Source organism: Gabonibacter massiliensis, from assembly GCA_001487125.1.
Taxonomy (GTDB): Bacteria; Bacteroidota; Bacteroidia; order Bacteroidales; family Marinifilaceae; genus Gabonibacter; species Gabonibacter massiliensis.
Genome location: LN913013.1, coordinates 1,125,100 through 1,141,368 on the forward strand (window position 1 = coordinate 1,125,100; position 16,269 = coordinate 1,141,368).

General features: G+C 44.1%; 14 protein-coding genes. 5 read left to right on the plus strand and 9 right to left on the minus strand.

Annotation, left to right across the window (positions count from 1 at the left end):
- Positions 1 to 14: 14 nt before the first annotated feature.
- The 5 genes from ureG (at position 15) to crcB (ending at position 4,460) form a co-directional block, all read left to right on the plus strand.
- Positions 15 to 665: an urease accessory protein UreG gene (gene ureG / locus BN3283_RS09000; RefSeq protein ID WP_059026448.1), complete on the plus strand. Its 651-nt coding sequence runs from the start codon at positions 15 to 17 to the stop codon at positions 663 to 665.
- Complete coding sequence (locus tag BN3283_RS09005) at positions 662 to 1,579, plus strand: urease accessory protein UreD (RefSeq protein ID WP_041504200.1); 918 nt, start codon at positions 662 to 664, stop codon at positions 1,577 to 1,579. The genes ureG and BN3283_RS09005 overlap by 4 nt, the downstream gene beginning before the upstream one ends.
- Before the next feature lie 18 nt (positions 1,580 to 1,597).
- Positions 1,598 to 2,569 carry an urea transporter gene (gene yut / locus BN3283_RS09010; protein WP_059026449.1) on the plus strand — a complete coding sequence of 324 codons (972 nt, stop codon included), beginning with the start codon at positions 1,598 to 1,600 and terminating at the stop codon, positions 2,567 to 2,569.
- Positions 2,570 to 2,664: 95 nt separating this feature from the next.
- A complete protein-coding gene (locus tag BN3283_RS09015; RefSeq protein ID WP_286137621.1) occupies positions 2,665 to 4,044 on the plus strand; it encodes an MFS transporter in 1,380 nt (459 codons plus the stop codon).
- Between the two features lie 38 nt (positions 4,045 to 4,082).
- Positions 4,083 to 4,460: a fluoride efflux transporter CrcB gene (gene crcB / locus BN3283_RS09020; protein ID WP_059027225.1), complete on the plus strand. Its 378-nt coding sequence runs from the start codon at positions 4,083 to 4,085 to the stop codon at positions 4,458 to 4,460.
- Positions 4,461 to 4,660: 200 nt separating this feature from the next.
- Here the strand turns inward: crcB and BN3283_RS09025 are convergent, their stop codons facing one another.
- From BN3283_RS09025 to secE, 9 genes are all read right to left on the minus strand, one after another.
- On the minus strand, positions 4,661 to 4,975 hold the full coding sequence (locus BN3283_RS09025) for a DUF3467 domain-containing protein (protein WP_041504197.1): 315 nt from the start codon (positions 4,973 to 4,975) through the stop codon (positions 4,661 to 4,663).
- A 146-nt stretch (positions 4,976 to 5,121) separates the two neighbouring features.
- Positions 5,122 to 9,372: a DNA-directed RNA polymerase subunit beta' gene (gene rpoC, locus BN3283_RS09030; RefSeq protein WP_059026450.1), complete on the minus strand. Its 4,251-nt coding sequence runs from the start codon at positions 9,370 to 9,372 to the stop codon at positions 5,122 to 5,124.
- A 76-nt stretch (positions 9,373 to 9,448) separates the two neighbouring features.
- Positions 9,449 to 13,261 (minus strand): DNA-directed RNA polymerase subunit beta, encoded by a 3,813-nt coding sequence (gene rpoB, locus BN3283_RS09035; protein WP_041504195.1) that lies wholly within the window; start codon positions 13,259 to 13,261, stop codon positions 9,449 to 9,451.
- A gap of 94 nt (positions 13,262 to 13,355) precedes the next feature.
- A complete protein-coding gene (gene rplL, locus BN3283_RS09040) occupies positions 13,356 to 13,733 on the minus strand; it encodes a 50S ribosomal protein L7/L12 (protein ID WP_041504194.1) in 378 nt (125 codons plus the stop codon).
- Between the two features lie 42 nt (positions 13,734 to 13,775).
- Entirely contained in the window at positions 13,776 to 14,294 is a 519-nt protein-coding gene (gene rplJ / locus BN3283_RS09045) for a 50S ribosomal protein L10 (RefSeq protein WP_041504193.1), read from the minus strand.
- A gap of 30 nt (positions 14,295 to 14,324) precedes the next feature.
- Entirely contained in the window at positions 14,325 to 15,020 is a 696-nt protein-coding gene (gene rplA, locus BN3283_RS09050) for a 50S ribosomal protein L1 (RefSeq protein ID WP_041504192.1), read from the minus strand.
- Positions 15,021 to 15,044: 24 nt separating this feature from the next.
- The gene (rplK, locus tag BN3283_RS09055) at positions 15,045 to 15,482 is read right to left on the minus strand and encodes a 50S ribosomal protein L11 (RefSeq protein ID WP_041504191.1); all 438 of its coding nucleotides are present in this window, start codon (positions 15,480 to 15,482) and stop codon (positions 15,045 to 15,047) included.
- Positions 15,483 to 15,503: 21 nt separating this feature from the next.
- Complete coding sequence (gene nusG / locus BN3283_RS09060; protein WP_041504190.1) at positions 15,504 to 16,052, minus strand: transcription termination/antitermination protein NusG; 549 nt, start codon at positions 16,050 to 16,052, stop codon at positions 15,504 to 15,506.
- 20 nt (positions 16,053 to 16,072) lie between these two features.
- Positions 16,073 to 16,264 carry a preprotein translocase subunit SecE gene (gene secE / locus BN3283_RS14760; protein WP_082027514.1) on the minus strand — a complete coding sequence of 64 codons (192 nt, stop codon included), beginning with the start codon at positions 16,262 to 16,264 and terminating at the stop codon, positions 16,073 to 16,075.
- Positions 16,265 to 16,269 lie beyond the last annotated feature (5 nt).

Consider the following 16,269-nt stretch of genomic DNA (forward strand, 5'->3'; position numbering starts at 1 on the left):
AAAAATATACCCATATGAGTAACACATGCAGAATCGGTGTCGGTGGTCCCGTAGGATCTGGGAAAACGGCACTTATAGAGGCACTAACCCCCCATTTATTAAAATTAGGCTTACAAGTTTTAATCATTACCAACGACATCGTTACAACAGAAGATGCTAAACATGTCCGCAAAATGCTTAAAGGATATTTAGCGGAAGACCGTATAATCGGCGTTGAGACAGGAGCTTGCCCTCATACCGCCGTACGCGAGGACCCCTCCATGAATATTGCAGCCGTGGAGGAGATGGAAGCGAAATTTCCGGATAGCGATATCGTTTTGATCGAATCGGGAGGCGACAACCTGACTTTAACCTTTAGTCCGGCATTGGTAGACTTTTTCATTTACGTCATCGATGTGGCTGCCGGAGATAAAATTCCGCGAAAAGACGGGCCGGGAATAACCTATTCCGACATTTTAGTCATCAACAAAACCGATCTCGCCCCTTATGTCCACGCCGACTTGGAAGTAATGAGACAGGACTCCGAAATCATGCGCCCCGGAAAACCATTTGTTTTTACCAATTGCATGACGGGAGAAGGAATCAAAGAGTTAATCGGATTAATACGGAATATGGCTCTGTTCGACCGCGTTTCACAAAAAGAGGTGGAGGATATGAAAATATGAAAGAGTTTTCACAAAACCGGGAGCTACGCCCTTATCTGGCAGAACCCCGGGCAATGCATGTCGGAGCTCCGGGAAAATGCGGGCTTTTGGATCTCGTTTTTGAGCTGGACAAAAACGGAAAATCCATCATGCGTCATTGGGACAGACGCGCTCCTCTGATCGTACAGCAAGAACTCTATTTCGACGAAGGAATGCCGGAAATGCCTTGTGTATACATTCTTTCTTCAGGCGGCCCTAATATCGACGGAGACCGCTATGTAAACAAATTCAAGGTATGTAAAAACGCATACGCCCACCTATCTACCGGAGCGGCAACAAAAATTGCCGAAATGGTTTATAACTTTTCCGGTTTAAAACAATCTTTTGTGCTGGAAGAAAACGCATACCTGGAATACATCCCGGAACCGACTATTCCATGCAGAAATAGCCGCTACATTACAGATACGGATATTGTAATTGATGCTACCGCCACTCTATTTTATTCGGAGATATACACGGGCGGACGCAAGTATTACGGTGAGGGCGAATCATTTGAATACGATCTATTATCCGTCTGTACCCGGGCTCATCGACCGGACGGCACTCCTCTTTTTCGAGAAAAATTAGTTGCGACCCCGAAAGAAAACCCCCTTTGTCGTATCGGCATAATGCACGACTACGACGTATTTGCCAACGTTCTGGTATTAACTCCGGAAAAAGATGCCGAACAAATCTATAAAAACACCGGGGCTTTTTTGGATAAACATCGAAAACTTGCTGCAGGTATAACTCATTTGCCGGAGAAGTGCGGATTAATTTTAAAAGTATTAGGTAAAGAAACACAACCCGTAAAACGTTTCATCCGGGAATTTTGTTCCGTCGTCCGTATGCAGATAAAGAATAAACCCGTACCGGTCGAATTTGTATGGAGATAACTAAACTTCGAATATATTATGGAAACAGAAATTACTATGCCAAGAATTTTTTCTTTTGGTTTCATTAAAGTGGTACTAAAAGGAGCCGGACAAGTCATGTTCCAAGGCAACGCCTGGACGGGGCTGTTTTTTCTGGCCGGAATATTTTACGGATCTTATGCAACAGGGAATCCGGCCGTAGCCTGGGGGGCTATTGTAGGGACCGTCGTATCCACCCTCACCGGATATCTGTTGAAGTATCCCGCTGAAAAAGGATCGATCGGCTTGTGGGGATTTAACGGAATACTGGTAGGATGTGCTCTGCCTACATTTCTGGGAAACGTTCCTTTGATGTGGTTAGCCTTAATCATCTTTTCGTCCATGACCACCTGGGTCATGGTAGGCCTGAACCATCTATTGGTCCCATACAAGGTCAGTTCTTTCACGTTTCCCTTCGTCTTGATTACCTGGTTCGTTTTATTAGCGGCCCGAATCATGCACGGCTTACCGGATTCTGGTTTAAGTTCACCCGAATTACCGGGTAATTTCTCTTCGACATTCGACACCGGCTTTTCCCATCTCGTAATTTATTGGTTGACAGGGATCAGTCAGGTATTTTTGATCAATTCATGGGTAACTGGTATACTCTTCTTAATCGGATTGGCGATCAGTAACAAATGGGCGGCTATCTGGGCGGCCATCGCCTCGGCTCTATCATTAGCGACAGCCATCCTATATCAATGCAACGGCGCCGATATCGCAAACGGATTATTCGGTTTCAGCCCCGTATTGACAGGTATCGCCTTAGGCATCACGTTTTATCAGGTCAATTGGCGAACTGTCATATGGAGTCTCGTCGGCATTTTCGCCACCGTGTTTATTCAAGCCGGTATGGATACCCTATTTACCCCTTTCGGATTACCCACGCTTACAGGCCCGTTCTGCGTGGCCACCTGGTTATTCCTCTGGCCTCATCTCAACCTGGATAAGAAAATACTACAAGCAGGATAACCTATTACACAATTTTCATACACTCTCTGTTGTCACGATTGTTTCGGGGACGACAGAGAGGATGTTAACCCGATTGAAACTTAATGATAAACGATATGACAGGAAACAGGACACCAGATAAAATGGTAAATATGGATACGATGCCCCTGCGATGGGGACATATTCGTATACTTGTAATAGCATCGGCCGGACAATTTTTCGGAGGAGTATTAGCCGTTCTCATCGGAGTAATCGCTCCGCTCATAGCAATTACCCATCATCCGGAACTCTCCTCTTGGCTACAAGGTCTTGTTTTCTCATCAGGCTTAACAGGTATCACCGTAGGATCTCTATTTTTCGGTCATTTCAGCGACCGGTACGGCTACCTCTTTTTTTTCCGACTATGCCCGTTACTCATTTTATTTGCCTCTTTATGGATTTTTTTCTCTCAATCCATACTTGTCCTGACGATATGTTTACTGATCATCGGATTCGGAATCGGAGGAGGTTACGCTCTCGATCCTTCTTATGTATCGGAAACAATGCCCAAGAAATGGAAAAGACAAATGTTAGGAATATCCAAGGCTACCTCGGCTCTCGGTAACATAATAATGATTATCGTCGCTTACTTCGTACTGAAAAACACCGCCAATCCCGAAATTTGGAACAAACTTTTTCTATTCATCTCTATTTTTGCAGCAGTTACTTTTCTTTCCCGCATTCATTTTGCCGAAAGCCCCGAATGGTTAGCTATTCACGGTAAAATTCAGGAAGCAGAAAAAAGTGTCCGTTTCTTTTTGGGGAACGATGTCTACATCGGAGAATTAGCGAACAAATCTAAAATAAGGCATCAGCCTCAAAGCTCATGGAAGGAACTTTTCGTACGGGGAAATATCAAAAAAATTATTTTAAGCGGAATTCCCTGGGGATGCGAGGGAATGGGCGTATACGGAATCGGAATATTCACTCCGATCCTCTTGCTTTCTCTGGGATTCATTCCCCCGGAAACACTTCCCTTCGACCAGGTAACAGATGCACTGAAAATCACGCTATATATTAACTTTGCCGTTATTTCCGGCTTTATACTGGGTATCAGCTTTATCAACAAGATTAACCCGATCAGAGACCAGTCCTTAGGATTTTTTGTAAGTGCCATCGGATTATTCATTGTTCTCTTAGGCTATATATACCATTCATCCGCCTGGGTTATCCTTGTCGGGTTTATGCTTTTCGAAATAGCCTTAAATGCCGGGCCACACATGATGACCTTCATACTACCCAGCCGAATTTACGATCTTCAGACGAGAGCCAGCGGCGAAGGGGTAGCCTCTGCCCTGGGCAAACTCGGAGCCATCATTGCCACCTTTATTATACCCCTTCTCCTGAACTTAGGAGGAGGAAAATTAGTGTTGATGGTTGCCATCGGAACCCTGATATTGGGAGGAATAATTACCGCAATTGTCGGTCCGATGGTATTCAAACAACTTCCGAAATAAGTATGGAAATATGTCTAACAATTAAAATTAGGAAAACTATGTTCAAAGCGATGATTATTGCAGGAATAGGAGGCTTTATCGGTACCTGCCTGCGTTTCTTAGTAGGGAAATTATGTCATTTTGTTACAACTTCACCTTTTCCGTGGGGTACGTTTGCAGTAAACATTATCGGCAGTTTTGTAATCGGTATTTTCTTCGGGTTGGCAGAAAAAACCCACCTGATTTCATCCAACATGAATGTCTTCTTAATCACAGGTTTCTGTGGGGGATTTACCACGTTCTCCTCCTTTGCCGACGATATGTTTTTACTGATCCAGAATAGACATTGGCTCTATTTCTCCCTTTATCTCGGCTTAAGTATTATTTTAGGTATTATTCTGGTTTGGCTGGGACGCAGTCTTATCAAGGCAGCATAACAAAAAAATTATTCAGAAAGTCGCGTACTTTCTGAATAACCCGTTGCACCCGTCCCCGGATGTTATTTACAATCTTCCGGCCACCAAAACCGTTTAATTGTAAATTGGATCAGATTCAATTCCGATCTTGTCATCTCAAAATCGTCAATCAAAAATCCGAAATCCCCAATCACAGAATCACAAAATCCTTTAATCAATAATTAAGCTTGTCCTTTCGGTTCCACATCCATGGGAAACATCGGCCCCATGGGCTCTCCTTCCGGAATATTTATACGGCCATACCCCTGCTCGAATTTCCGGATATTATCCTGAAGCGCCAACATCAAGCGTTTCGCGTGTTCAGGAGTAAGAATAATCCTACTTTTCACATCCGCTTTCGGCACTCCCGGCATAATCCGGATAAAATCCACGATAAACTCCGAACTCGAATGGGAAATAATCGCCAAATTAGCATAAGTTCCCTGAGCCACTTCATGACTTAATTCTATATCCAACTGATTTTTTTTCTCTTCCATAACTTTTCGTTTGCGTTTAAGTTCGAAAGCAAAGATAATGATTAACAGAAATTACAATCTCAGAACTACTAAAAACTTATCGCAATCATCGCCTTGCCGAATCGAACAAAAAAAAGACCACCGGAAAACCGATGGTCCTTTTTCTTTTATTTATTCTCTATTTTTTCGAAGTCCGCTTTCGAACCGACGATCAAACTTCTGAACTCCTTCATTCCGGTTCCTACCGGTATCAAGTGACCGCAAATCACGTTCTCTTTCAATCCCTCCAAAGGATCTACTTTTCCGTGAATAGCCGCCTCGTTCAATACCTTGGTCGTCTCCTGGAAAGAAGCAGCCGAAATGAAGCTGGCAGTCTGTAGAGCAGCTCTCGTGATTCCTTGAAGCACCTGTGCAGAGGTTGCAGGTACGGCATCACGGGCCTCCACGACTTTCATATCACGACGTTTCAATTGGGAATTAATATCCCGAAGCATACGCACGGTAATAATCTGTCCCGCTTTCACCCGGTCAGAATCACCCGGATCCAGAACGACTTTCTTACCGTACATGGCGTCGTTCTCTTCCATAAATTCGGATTTATCCACGATTTGGCTCTCCAAGAATTTGGTATCACCGGCATCCTGAATCAATACCTTACGCATCATCTGATGAACAATGATCTCAAAATGCTTATCATTGATCTTCACTCCCTGCATCCGGTATACATCCTGCACCTCATTTACGATATATTCCTGTACCTTTATCGGTCCCTCGATATTCAATATATCGGTCGGAGTAATCGCTCCGTCGGATAACGGGGTTCCCGCACGCACATAATCGTTTTCCTGAACCAATATCTGCTTAGACAAAGAAACCAAATATTTCTTCACCTCTCCGGCCTTAGAAGTAACGATGATCTCTCGATTACCGCGTTTGATCTTGCCATAGGTCACCTCTCCGTCAATTTCCGACACAACCGCAGGATTCGACGGATTACGGGCTTCGAATAGCTCGGTAACACGCGGAAGACCTCCCGTGATATCACCGGCCTTACCGACAGCTCTCGGAATTTTGGCAATCGTGCTACCGGCAGTTACCTGTGCCCCCTCTTTCACCACGATGTGAGCACCTACCGGTAAGTTATAACTCTTCACGACATTATCTCCCGCATCTTTAATACATAAAGCAGGAGCTTTAGTTTTATCCCGGAATTCAATGATGATCATCTCCCGGAATCCGGTAGTCTCATCCGACTCCTCCTTATAAGTCTCTCCTTCGATCAGATTTTCCAATCCTATCGTTCCGGAATATTCGGTGATAATCAATGCATTGAACGGGTCCCACTCACAAAGTAAATCACCCTTGTTCACTTCCTGACCATCCTTTACGAACAGCTTCGCTCCGTAAGGAATTGCATGAGAAACCAATATAATATTGGTATTCTTATCGACAATGCGTAATTCTGTCAAACGTCCTACCACAACATCGCACACGGTTCCGTTGTCCAAAGCATGTTCCACGGAACGTAACTCTTCAAACTCCACATAACCTTCGTATTTTGCCTTCAGAGAGTTCTCGCTGGAAATATTTCCGGCAGTACCTCCCACGTGGAACGTTCTCAAGGTCAACTGCGTACCGGGCTCTCCAATGGATTGTGCCGCAATAACTCCGACAGCTTCACCTTTCTCCACCATCCGGCTCGTGGCCAAATTACGTCCGTAACATTTGGCACAAACTCCTTTTTTCGCCTCACAAGTCAATACGGAACGAACCTCTACGCGTTCGATCGGTGATTTTTCGATAATATCGGCAATGACTTCCGTAATTTCCTCCCCGGAAGCAACGATCAACTCACCCGTATTCGGATGATAAATATCATGTACGGAAACACGTCCAAGGATTCGCTCGGACAAAGAAGCAACCACCTCTTCGTTATTCTTAATCGCCGAAATGGTAATACCGCGCAACGTACCGCAATCCTCTTCCGTAATCGTAATATCATTGGCCACATCGACCAAACGACGAGTCAAGTAACCGGCATCTGCCGTTTTCAACGCCGTATCGGCCAAACCTTTACGAGCACCGTGAGTTGAAATGAAGTACTCCAACACGGACAATCCCTCTTTAAAGTTAGCTAAAATCGGGTTTTCAATAATCTGTCCGCCGGTTGCGCCTGATTTCTGGGGTTTAGCCATCAATCCACGCATACCTCCCAACTGACGGATCTGTTCGCGAGAACCGCGGGCTCCCGAATCCAACATCATATAGATGGAATTGAATCCCTGATCATCGGAAGCCAACTGCTTCATCAAAGTAGCCGTCAAATTAGCATTCACGTGCGTCCAAATATCGATAATCTGATTGTAACGTTCGTTATTGGTAATGAATCCCATGTTATAGTTCGACATTACCTCGTCTACCTGATTGTAACCTTCTTCCAACAGAGATTGTTTCTCTTCCGGAATGATGACGTCTCCCAAATTAAAGGACAAACCACCCTCAAACGCTTTCCGATATCCCAAATCCTTAATATCGTCCAAGAACTTGGCCGTTACATCCACGCCGCAACGCTTGAACACGTCCCCGATGATGTCACGTAAAGCTTTTTTCGTAATCAACGTATTGATATACGGGTAGTTCTTCGGAGTATATTGATTCAATAATACCCGACCGACAGTCGTATCTATCGTGTGACGGATAGGGTTCCCTTCTTGATCCACGTCGTCGATCTTCACTTTGATCTCTGCGTGTAAATCAACCGCCCTTTCGTTAAAGGCAATAATAACCTCCTCCGGAGAATAAAATTTCAATCCTTCTCCCCGGGCGCCTTTTCTGGGTTTAGTGATATAATACAACCCCAATACCATATCCTGAGAAGGAACCGTAATAGGGGCTCCGTTAGCAGGATTCAATATATTGTGGGAACACAACATCAGAATCTGAGCTTCCAAAATAGCTTCATTACCCAAAGGCAAATGAACTGCCATCTGGTCGCCGTCGAAGTCGGCATTAAATCCGGTACAAGCCAAGGGATGCAAACGGATAGCTTTTCCTTCGATCAATTTCGGCTGGAATGCCTGAATACCTAAACGGTGCAGGGTCGGAGCACGGTTTAACAAAACCGGATGACCTTTCAACACGTTTTCCAGGATATCCCACACGATCGGATCACGGCGATCCACGATCTTTTTGGCACTCTTCACCGTCTTCACGATACCCCGTTCAATCAATTTCCGGATGATAAACGGCATATAAAGTTCTGCCGCCATATCCTTGGGAAGACCGCATTCGTGCATCTTCAAATCGGGTCCCACGACAATAACCGAACGAGCCGAATAATCGACACGCTTTCCTAACAAATTCTGACGGAAACGTCCTTGCTTACCCTTCAAACTGTCGGAAAGAGACTTCAACGGCCGGTTGTTTTCGATTTTCACCGCATTGGATTTACGGGAATTGTCGAACAACGAGTCAACAGCTTCCTGCAACATACGTTTTTCATTCCGCAAAATCACATCCGGAGCCTTAATCTCAATCAAACGTTTCAAACGATTGTTACGGATAATTACCCTCCGGTAAAGATCGTTCAAATCGGACGTGGCAAAACGACCACCATCCAACGGAACCAAAGGACGCAATTCGGGAGGGATCACGGAAACCACCTTCACGATCATCCATTCCGGTTTATTGATATCTTTACTTTCCCGGAAAGCCTCAACCACCTGAAGACGTTTTAAAGCTTCATTTTTCCGCTGTTGAGACGTCTCGGTATTGGCTTTATTTCTCAATTCGTAAGACAAATCATCCAAATCCAAACGTTCCAACAACATGGAGATAGCTTCTGCACCCATCTTGGCGATGAACTTATTGGGATCATCGTCATCCAAATACTGATTCTCGTTCGGAAGCTTATCTAAAATATCAAGGTACTCCTCCTCCGTAAGGAAATCCAGTGTTTTAATTCCGGACTCGGCCATAACTCCCGGGTTTACCACGACATATCTCTCGTAATAAATGACCGCATCCAATTTTTTGGAAGGCAATCCCAACAAATAACCGATTTTATTCGGTAGGGATTTGAAATACCAAATGTGTGCCACGGGAACAACCAATTGAATATGTCCCATCCGCTCACGACGAACCTTTTTCTCCGTCACCTCAACACCGCATCGGTCACACACAATCCCTTTATAGCGAATACGTTTGTATTTACCGCAATGACATTCGTAATCTTTCACCGGCCCGAAGATTCGTTCACAGAACAAACCATCCCGTTCAGGTTTATAGGTACGATAGTTTATGGTCTCCGGTTTTAACACCACACCACTGGAACGCTCCAGAATCTCTTCCGGAGAAGCCAAACCAATAGCAATCTTTGTAAAACTAGTTTTTGTTTTATTCTCTTTTCTGAATGCCATATTTATGAATTTTAGATTTCAGATTTTAGACCCCGGCAATGCAACCCGTCCCAAATCCGAAATCGTAAATCAAAAATTATATCAAGTTAACGCTCAATCCCAAACCTCTCAACTCATGTAACAATACATTGAAGGATTCCGGTATACCCGGTGTAGGTAACGGTTCTCCCTTCACGATGTGTTCATACGTCTTGGTTCTACCCATTACATCGTCCGACTTCACGGTCAGAATCTCCTGTAAGATATGAGAAGCCCCGAAAGCTTCCAATGCCCAAACCTCCATCTCTCCGAAACGTTGTCCTCCGAACTGAGCCTTACCTCCAAGAGGTTGCTGAGTAATCAAAGAATACGGTCCGATAGAACGGGCATGCATCTTGTCATCTACCATGTGACCCAACTTCAACATATAGATCACTCCCACGGTGGCAGGCTGGTCGAAACGCTCTCCGGTTCCCCCGTCATACAGGTAGGTAGTACCGTTTCTCGGCAATCCGGCCTTATCCGTATACCCGTTTATCTCCTCCAAGGTAGCCCCGTCAAAAATCGGAGTCGCAAATTTTACTCCCAATTTTTTCCCGGCCCAACCCAGTACGGTTTCGAATACCTGTCCCAGGTTCATACGGGAAGGTACACCTAACGGATTCAAACAAATATCCACCGGAGTTCCGTCTTCCAGGAAGGGCATATCCTCCACTCTTACTACGCGGGATACGATACCTTTGTTACCGTGACGTCCCGCCATCTTATCCCCGATCTGCAATTTACGTTTTTTAGCCACGTATACCTTTGCCATCTTGATAATTCCGGAAGGTAACTCGTCACCGACGGTAGCATTATATTTCTTACGTTTGATTTGACCTTCGATCTCTTTATACTTGATGATGTAATTATGCAACAAGTCGCGGATCATATCGTTTTTCTGCTTATCGGTCGTCCATTTGTTCGGGTTGATCTGCAAGAAATCCATATTCTGGAGCATCTTGTAAGAGAATTTCACCCCTTTCGGAACAATATCCTCGTTCAGATAATTTTTCACGCCCTGAGAGGTCTTCCCGTTCACTAACTCGAACAGTTTGTCGATCAGCAGAGAGGTCAAATCACCCACTTTACGTTGGAATTGTTCGTCAAATTCTGCCAACAGATTCTTTCCTGCAGCTTTGGATTTGCGATCCCCTACCGTGCGTTGGTACAACTTCTTGTCGATAATAACTCCGCTCAACGAAGGAGAAGCTTTCAACGAAGCATCTTTCACGTCTCCGGCCTTATCTCCGAAAATAGCCCGTAACAATTTCTCCTCCGGACTCGGATCCGATTCTCCTTTCGGGGTAATCTTACCGATCATGATATCGCCCGGTTTAATACGGGCTCCTATGCGGATAATACCGTTTTCATCCAGATCGCGGGTAGCTTCCTCGCTAACGTTCGGAATATCGGCGGTCAACTCTTCCAAACCGCGCTTGGTTTCCCGCACTTCCAACGAATACTCATCCACGTGCACGGAAGTAAACACGTCGTTGCGCACGATATTCTCCGAAATAACGATGGCATCCTCGTAGTTATAACCCTTCCACGGCATGAAAGCCACTTTCAAGTTACGTCCCAAAGCTAACTCTCCCTTCTCGGAAGAATAGCCCTCCGTCAATATCTGGCCTTCTTCCACCCGATCGCCTTTTCTCACGATAGGTTTCAAGGTCATGGTCGTACTCTGGTTCGTACGTTTATATTTAGGCAGATAATACTCTTTCGTATCATTGTCAAAGCTCACATAAGCCTCCTCCTCCGTACGATCGTATTTGATCACGATCTTACGACCGTCCACATAATCCACGACTCCCGGTCCTTCCGCAACGATCTGAGTTCTGGAATCCTTGATCAGGTTTGCCTCCAAACCGGTACCCACGATCGGAGACTCCGGACAAATTATAGGCACAGCCTGACGCATCATGTTGGATCCCATCAAAGCGCGGTTAGCATCATCATGTTCCAAGAAAGGAATCAAAGAAGCGGCAATAGAGGCAATTTGATTCGGCGCCACATCGATCAGATCCACGCTCTCTCCCTCTGCCATCGGAAAATCCGCATCTTGTCTGGCTTTTACCCGTTTATCCAGGAATAAACCTTCGTCGTTTATCGGAGAACTGGCTTGTGCTATAACCAATCCCTCTTCCTCCTCTGCCGAATAATACCTCACCCCCTCGTCGGACAAATCCACCACCCCGTCATTTACCTTCCGGTAAGGAGTCTCGATAAATCCGAGGTCATTGATTTTAGCATAAACGCAAAGAGAAGAGATCAAACCGATATTCGGACCTTCCGGGGTTTCGATCGGACACAAACGGCCATAATGCGTGTAGTGCACATCCCGAACCTCAAATCCGGCACGATCCCTGGACAAACCTCCGGGTCCCAAAGCAGACATACGTCTTTTGTGCGTGATCTCGGCCAACGGATTCGTTTGATCCATAAACTGAGATAAAGCATTGGTTCCGAAGAAAGAGTTGATCACGGAAGACAAAATCTTCGAATTGATCAAATCCACCGGAGTAAACACCTCGTTGTCCCGAACATTCATCCGTTCCCGGATCGTACGGGCCATACGGGCAAGTCCCACTCCGAACTGATTATATAATTGTTCGCCTACCGTACGAACGCGACGGTTACTCAAATGGTCGATATCATCCACATCCGTACGGGCGTTCAGCAAACGAATCAAATACTTGATAATCTCGATAATATCCTCTTTCGTTAAAACCCGAATATCCGGATCCGTGGAAAGATTCAACTTCTTGTTTAATTTGTAACGCCCCACGTCACCCAAATCGTAACGTTTATCCGAGAAGAAAAGCTTATCGATTACATCGCGGGCAGTTGCTTCGTCTGGTGGTTCCGAACTACGCAATTGCCTGTAAATATGCATAACGGCCTCTTTCTCCGAATTACAGGGGTCTTTCTGTAACGTATTATATATAATGGCATAATCCGCCAAATTTTGAATCTCCTTGTGAAGAAGGATCGTTTTCGCACCCGATTCAACGATCGCATCTATATGCTCAGGTTCCAATACAGTTTCCCGATCCACGATAATCTCGTTACGTTCGATGGAAACGACTTCTCCGGTATCTTCATCCACGAAATCTTCTACCCAAGATTTCAAAACACGAGCAGCTAAACGACGACCAATGACTTTCTTCAATCCCGTACGGGAAACATTCACTTCATCTGCCAACCCGAAAATTTCGAGAATATCTTTATCCGTTTCAAAACCGATGGCTCTCAACAGGGTTGTCACGGGCAATTTCTTTTTACGGTCGATGTACGCGTACATCACGTTATTGATATCCGTGGCAAATTCGATCCAGGACCCCTTAAACGGAATAATTCTGGCTGAATAAAGCTTCGTACCATTCGCGTGAATACTCTGTCCGAAGAATACACCGGGAGACCTGTGTAACTGAGAAACGACGACACGCTCTGCTCCATTGATCACGAAAGTACCTTTCGGAGTCATATAAGGAACATTCCCTAAATACACATCCTCAATAACCGTATCAAAATCTTCATGCTCCGGATCAGTACAGTATAACTTTAACTTCGCTTTCAGCGGAGCTCCGTACGTCAATCCCTGACTTAAACACTCGTCAATGGTATAGCGCGGCGGATCTATAAAGTAGTCCAAAAATTCTAAAACAAAGTTATTACGTGTATCTGTTATAGGAAAATTCTCCTTGAAAACCGTGTAAAGGCCTTCATTTTTTCTGTTCTCAGGCGTGGTACCTAATTGAAAAAAGTCTTTGAACGACTTTAATTGCACCTCCAAAAAATCAGGATAATCCAATTGATTTTTTATCGACGCAAAGCTTATTCTATTGTTTGAATTATATGAAGACATCTATTAATTTTTTTGAACCTAAACAATCATAACAACAAAATGGTTAAGAGTCCACATGAGACTCTTAACCCCCAAAACCTACCGGTTTTATTCTTTATTTAAGTTCAACTTCAGCTCCTGCTTCTTCAAGTTGAGTTTTTAAGCTGTTAGCTTCTTCTTTAGAAACTTTCTCTTTCAATGGAGCCGGAGCTTTGTCAACTAATTCTTTAGCTTCTTTCAAACCAAGACCGGTCAGCTCTTTTACCAACTTAACAACAGCCAATTTAGAGGCACCAGCTGATTTAAGAACTACATCGAATTCCGTTTGCTCAGCAGCAGCGGCACCGGCGCCACCAGCAGCAGGAGCAGCCACAGCCACAGCAGCAGCTGCAGGTTCAATTCCGTACTCTTCTTTTAAAATATCAGCTAATTCTTTTACGTCTTTTACGGTAAGGTTTACTAGCTCTTCTGCAAGTTTTTTCAAATCTGCCATTTCTATACTAATTTAAAATTGTTTGTTACTTAACTTAAAAAATTATTCTTTTTCAGACAGTGTCTTAACAACACCGGCGATCGTATTTTGTCCGGATTGCAAAGCAGAAATAACGTTCTGCATCGGAGACTGAAGCATCAGGATGATATCTCCAATCAACTCTTCCTTAGACTTAATATTGATCAACGCGTCTAATTGATTTTCGCCTACATAAGCGCATTCCTCAACAAAAGCGGCTTTAAATGCAGGTTTATCCTTATCTTTACGGAACTCTTTGATCAATTTGGCAGGCGCATTACCTGTCTCGCACAACATTACGGCACTACTTCCTTTCAAAGAAACGAAGATCTCCTCGTAATTGTTGTTTGCGTTCTCAAGAGCCTTTTTCAACAAGGTATTTTTAACCTGTATAAGCTTTATGTTAGCATCGAAACAAGCCCTACGCAACGCCTGAGTGGCGACTGCATCCAGACCCGCAATATCGGTTACATAAAGATGCTTATATTCGTTAACCTGCTCCGTCAAGCTGTCTATAATGACTTTTTTCTCTTCTTTTTTCATACTACTGAGGTCCTTTTTAAGGTTACAAAATTAATCAAGTAATGACTTTGGTTCTACTTGAATACCGGGACTCATCGTACTTGACAGATACACACTCTTAACATAGGTTCCTTTCGCGGCTGCCGGTTTCAATTTGTTGATCACGTTCAAGAATTCTCTCGCGTTTTCTAAAATCTTAACGGCATCAAATGATACCTTACCTATAGAGGCGTGAATAATACCAAATTTGTCAACCTTAAAGTCGATCTTACCTTGCTTTACTTCAGTAACAGCTTTTCCGATTTCCGGAGTTACCGTACCGCTTTTCGGGTTAGGCATCAATCCACGAGGACCCAATATTCTACCAAGAGCACCCACTTTACCCATTACGGAAGGCATCGTAATGATGATATCTATATCGGTCCAACCGCCTTTGATCTTCTCGATATAATCATCCAATCCCACGTAATCCGCACCGGCAGCCTTAGCTTCATCCTCCTTGTCAGGCGTACACAAAACCAACACTTTTACTTCTTTTCCGGTACCATGAGGTAAAGTACATACACCGCGAACCATTTGATTGGCTTTACGCGGATCCACTCCTAATCGAACGTCCAGGTCTACTGACGCATCAAACTTGGTAAAAGTAATCTCTTTTACAAGTTGTGCAGCCTCGTCGATAGAATACACTTTTCCACCTTCGATCTTTTCTAAAGCTAACTTCTTATTTTTTGTCAGTCTACTCATTACGTTTGAAGTATTACAAATTCATTAAAAAGGTCTTTCACCATCAACGGTGATACCCATACTTCTGGCAGTACCAGCTACCATACTCATCGCTTTTTCTACTTCAAAAGCATTCAAATCTTTCATCTTAGACTCTGCAATCTCTTTTACTTGAGCCCAAGTAATAGAAGCCACCTTTTTACGGTTAGGCTCAGCAGATCCGGATTTCAATTTGGCTACTTCCAAAAGCTGAACCGCAACAGGAGGTTGTTTCGTGATAAAATCAAATGACTTATCACCGTACACCTGAATAATCACCGGGATAATCTTTCCTGCCTGATCCTGAGTTCTTGCGTTGAATTGCTTGCAGAAGTCCATGATATTGACCCCTTTTGAACCTAACGCAGGACCTACTGGAGGAGAAGGATTTGCTGCTCCGGCTTTAATTTGTAGCTTGATAATTGCTTCAACTTCTTTTGCCATGATTTTTTTAATCAATAATTGTTATTCTTTTTCTACCTGCATGAAACTTAGTTCAAGTGGCGTTTTCCGTCCGAAGATCTTAACAATTACTTTTAATCTCTTCTTATCCGAATTCACCTCCTCTATCACGCCGGTAAAACCGTTAAAAGGCCCGTCGGTCACTTTAACCGACTCGCCCACGAAATAAGGGACACTTATTTCTTCTGGTTGTTCCGCGAGTTCATCCACCGTACCTAAAATCCGGTTTACCTCCGCTTGACGCATCGGCACAGGATCTCCACCCTTGGTCTCCCCCAGGAAGCCAATCACGTTCGTAATATCACGAAGCATGTGGGGAATTTCACCAACGAGAGCAGCCTCTATCAATACATAACCCGGGTATAGATTCCGTTCACTACTGAATTTTTTCCCGTTACGTACTTGATAAACCTTCTCGGCCGGCACCAAAACCTGTGAAACATAGTCCTGAAGCCCTAAACTGGCAATTTCATTTTCGATGTACTCCTTTACCTTTTTCTCCTTGCCTCCAATTGTTCGAAGTACATACCATCTTTTTTTTATTTCAGCCATGTGTCAGACCTCCAAGATTTTTAATAAAACAAACTATATATACCTGTCATTATGTGTCTGAACGAGAAGTCCATCGCAAATATACAAAGAGCTATGATAACGGAAGCAATCATCACAATCGTTGCACTGCTCTGGAGTTCAGACCATGTGGGCCAGGATACTTTATTTACCAGTTCGTTGTAAACGTCTGATATATAACTCTTAATTCTCATCTGTT

Bases quoted from the DNA above. Each gene is read 5' to 3' on its own strand.
- yut (WP_059026449.1), top strand. From the start codon at position 1,598: ATGGAAACAGAAATTACTATGCCAAGAATTTTTTCTTTTGGTTTCATT.
- BN3283_RS09015 (WP_286137621.1), top strand. From the start codon at position 2,665: ATGACAGGAAACAGGACACCAGATAAAATGGTAAATATGGATACGATG.
- BN3283_RS09005 (WP_041504200.1), top strand. From the start codon at position 662: ATGAAAGAGTTTTCACAAAACCGGGAGCTACGCCCTTATCTGGCAGAA.
- rplK (WP_041504191.1), bottom strand. From the start codon at position 15,482: ATGGCAAAAGAAGTTGAAGCAATTATCAAGCTACAAATTAAAGCCGGA.
- nusG (WP_041504190.1), bottom strand. From the start codon at position 16,052: ATGGCTGAAATAAAAAAAAGATGGTATGTACTTCGAACAATTGGAGGC.
- secE (WP_082027514.1), bottom strand. From the start codon at position 16,264: ATGAGAATTAAGAGTTATATATCAGACGTTTACAACGAACTGGTAAAT.
- rpoB (WP_041504195.1), bottom strand. From the start codon at position 13,261: ATGTCTTCATATAATTCAAACAATAGAATAAGCTTTGCGTCGATAAAA.
- rplA (WP_041504192.1), bottom strand. From the start codon at position 15,020: ATGAGTAGACTGACAAAAAATAAGAAGTTAGCTTTAGAAAAGATCGAA.
- rpoC (WP_059026450.1), bottom strand. From the start codon at position 9,372: ATGGCATTCAGAAAAGAGAATAAAACAAAAACTAGTTTTACAAAGATT.
- rplL (WP_041504194.1), bottom strand. From the start codon at position 13,733: ATGGCAGATTTGAAAAAACTTGCAGAAGAGCTAGTAAACCTTACCGTA.
- rplJ (WP_041504193.1), bottom strand. From the start codon at position 14,294: ATGAAAAAAGAAGAGAAAAAAGTCATTATAGACAGCTTGACGGAGCAG.
- BN3283_RS09025 (WP_041504197.1), bottom strand. From the start codon at position 4,975: ATGGAAGAGAAAAAAAATCAGTTGGATATAGAATTAAGTCATGAAGTG.
- crcB (WP_059027225.1), top strand. From the start codon at position 4,083: ATGTTCAAAGCGATGATTATTGCAGGAATAGGAGGCTTTATCGGTACC.
- ureG (WP_059026448.1), top strand. From the start codon at position 15: ATGAGTAACACATGCAGAATCGGTGTCGGTGGTCCCGTAGGATCTGGG.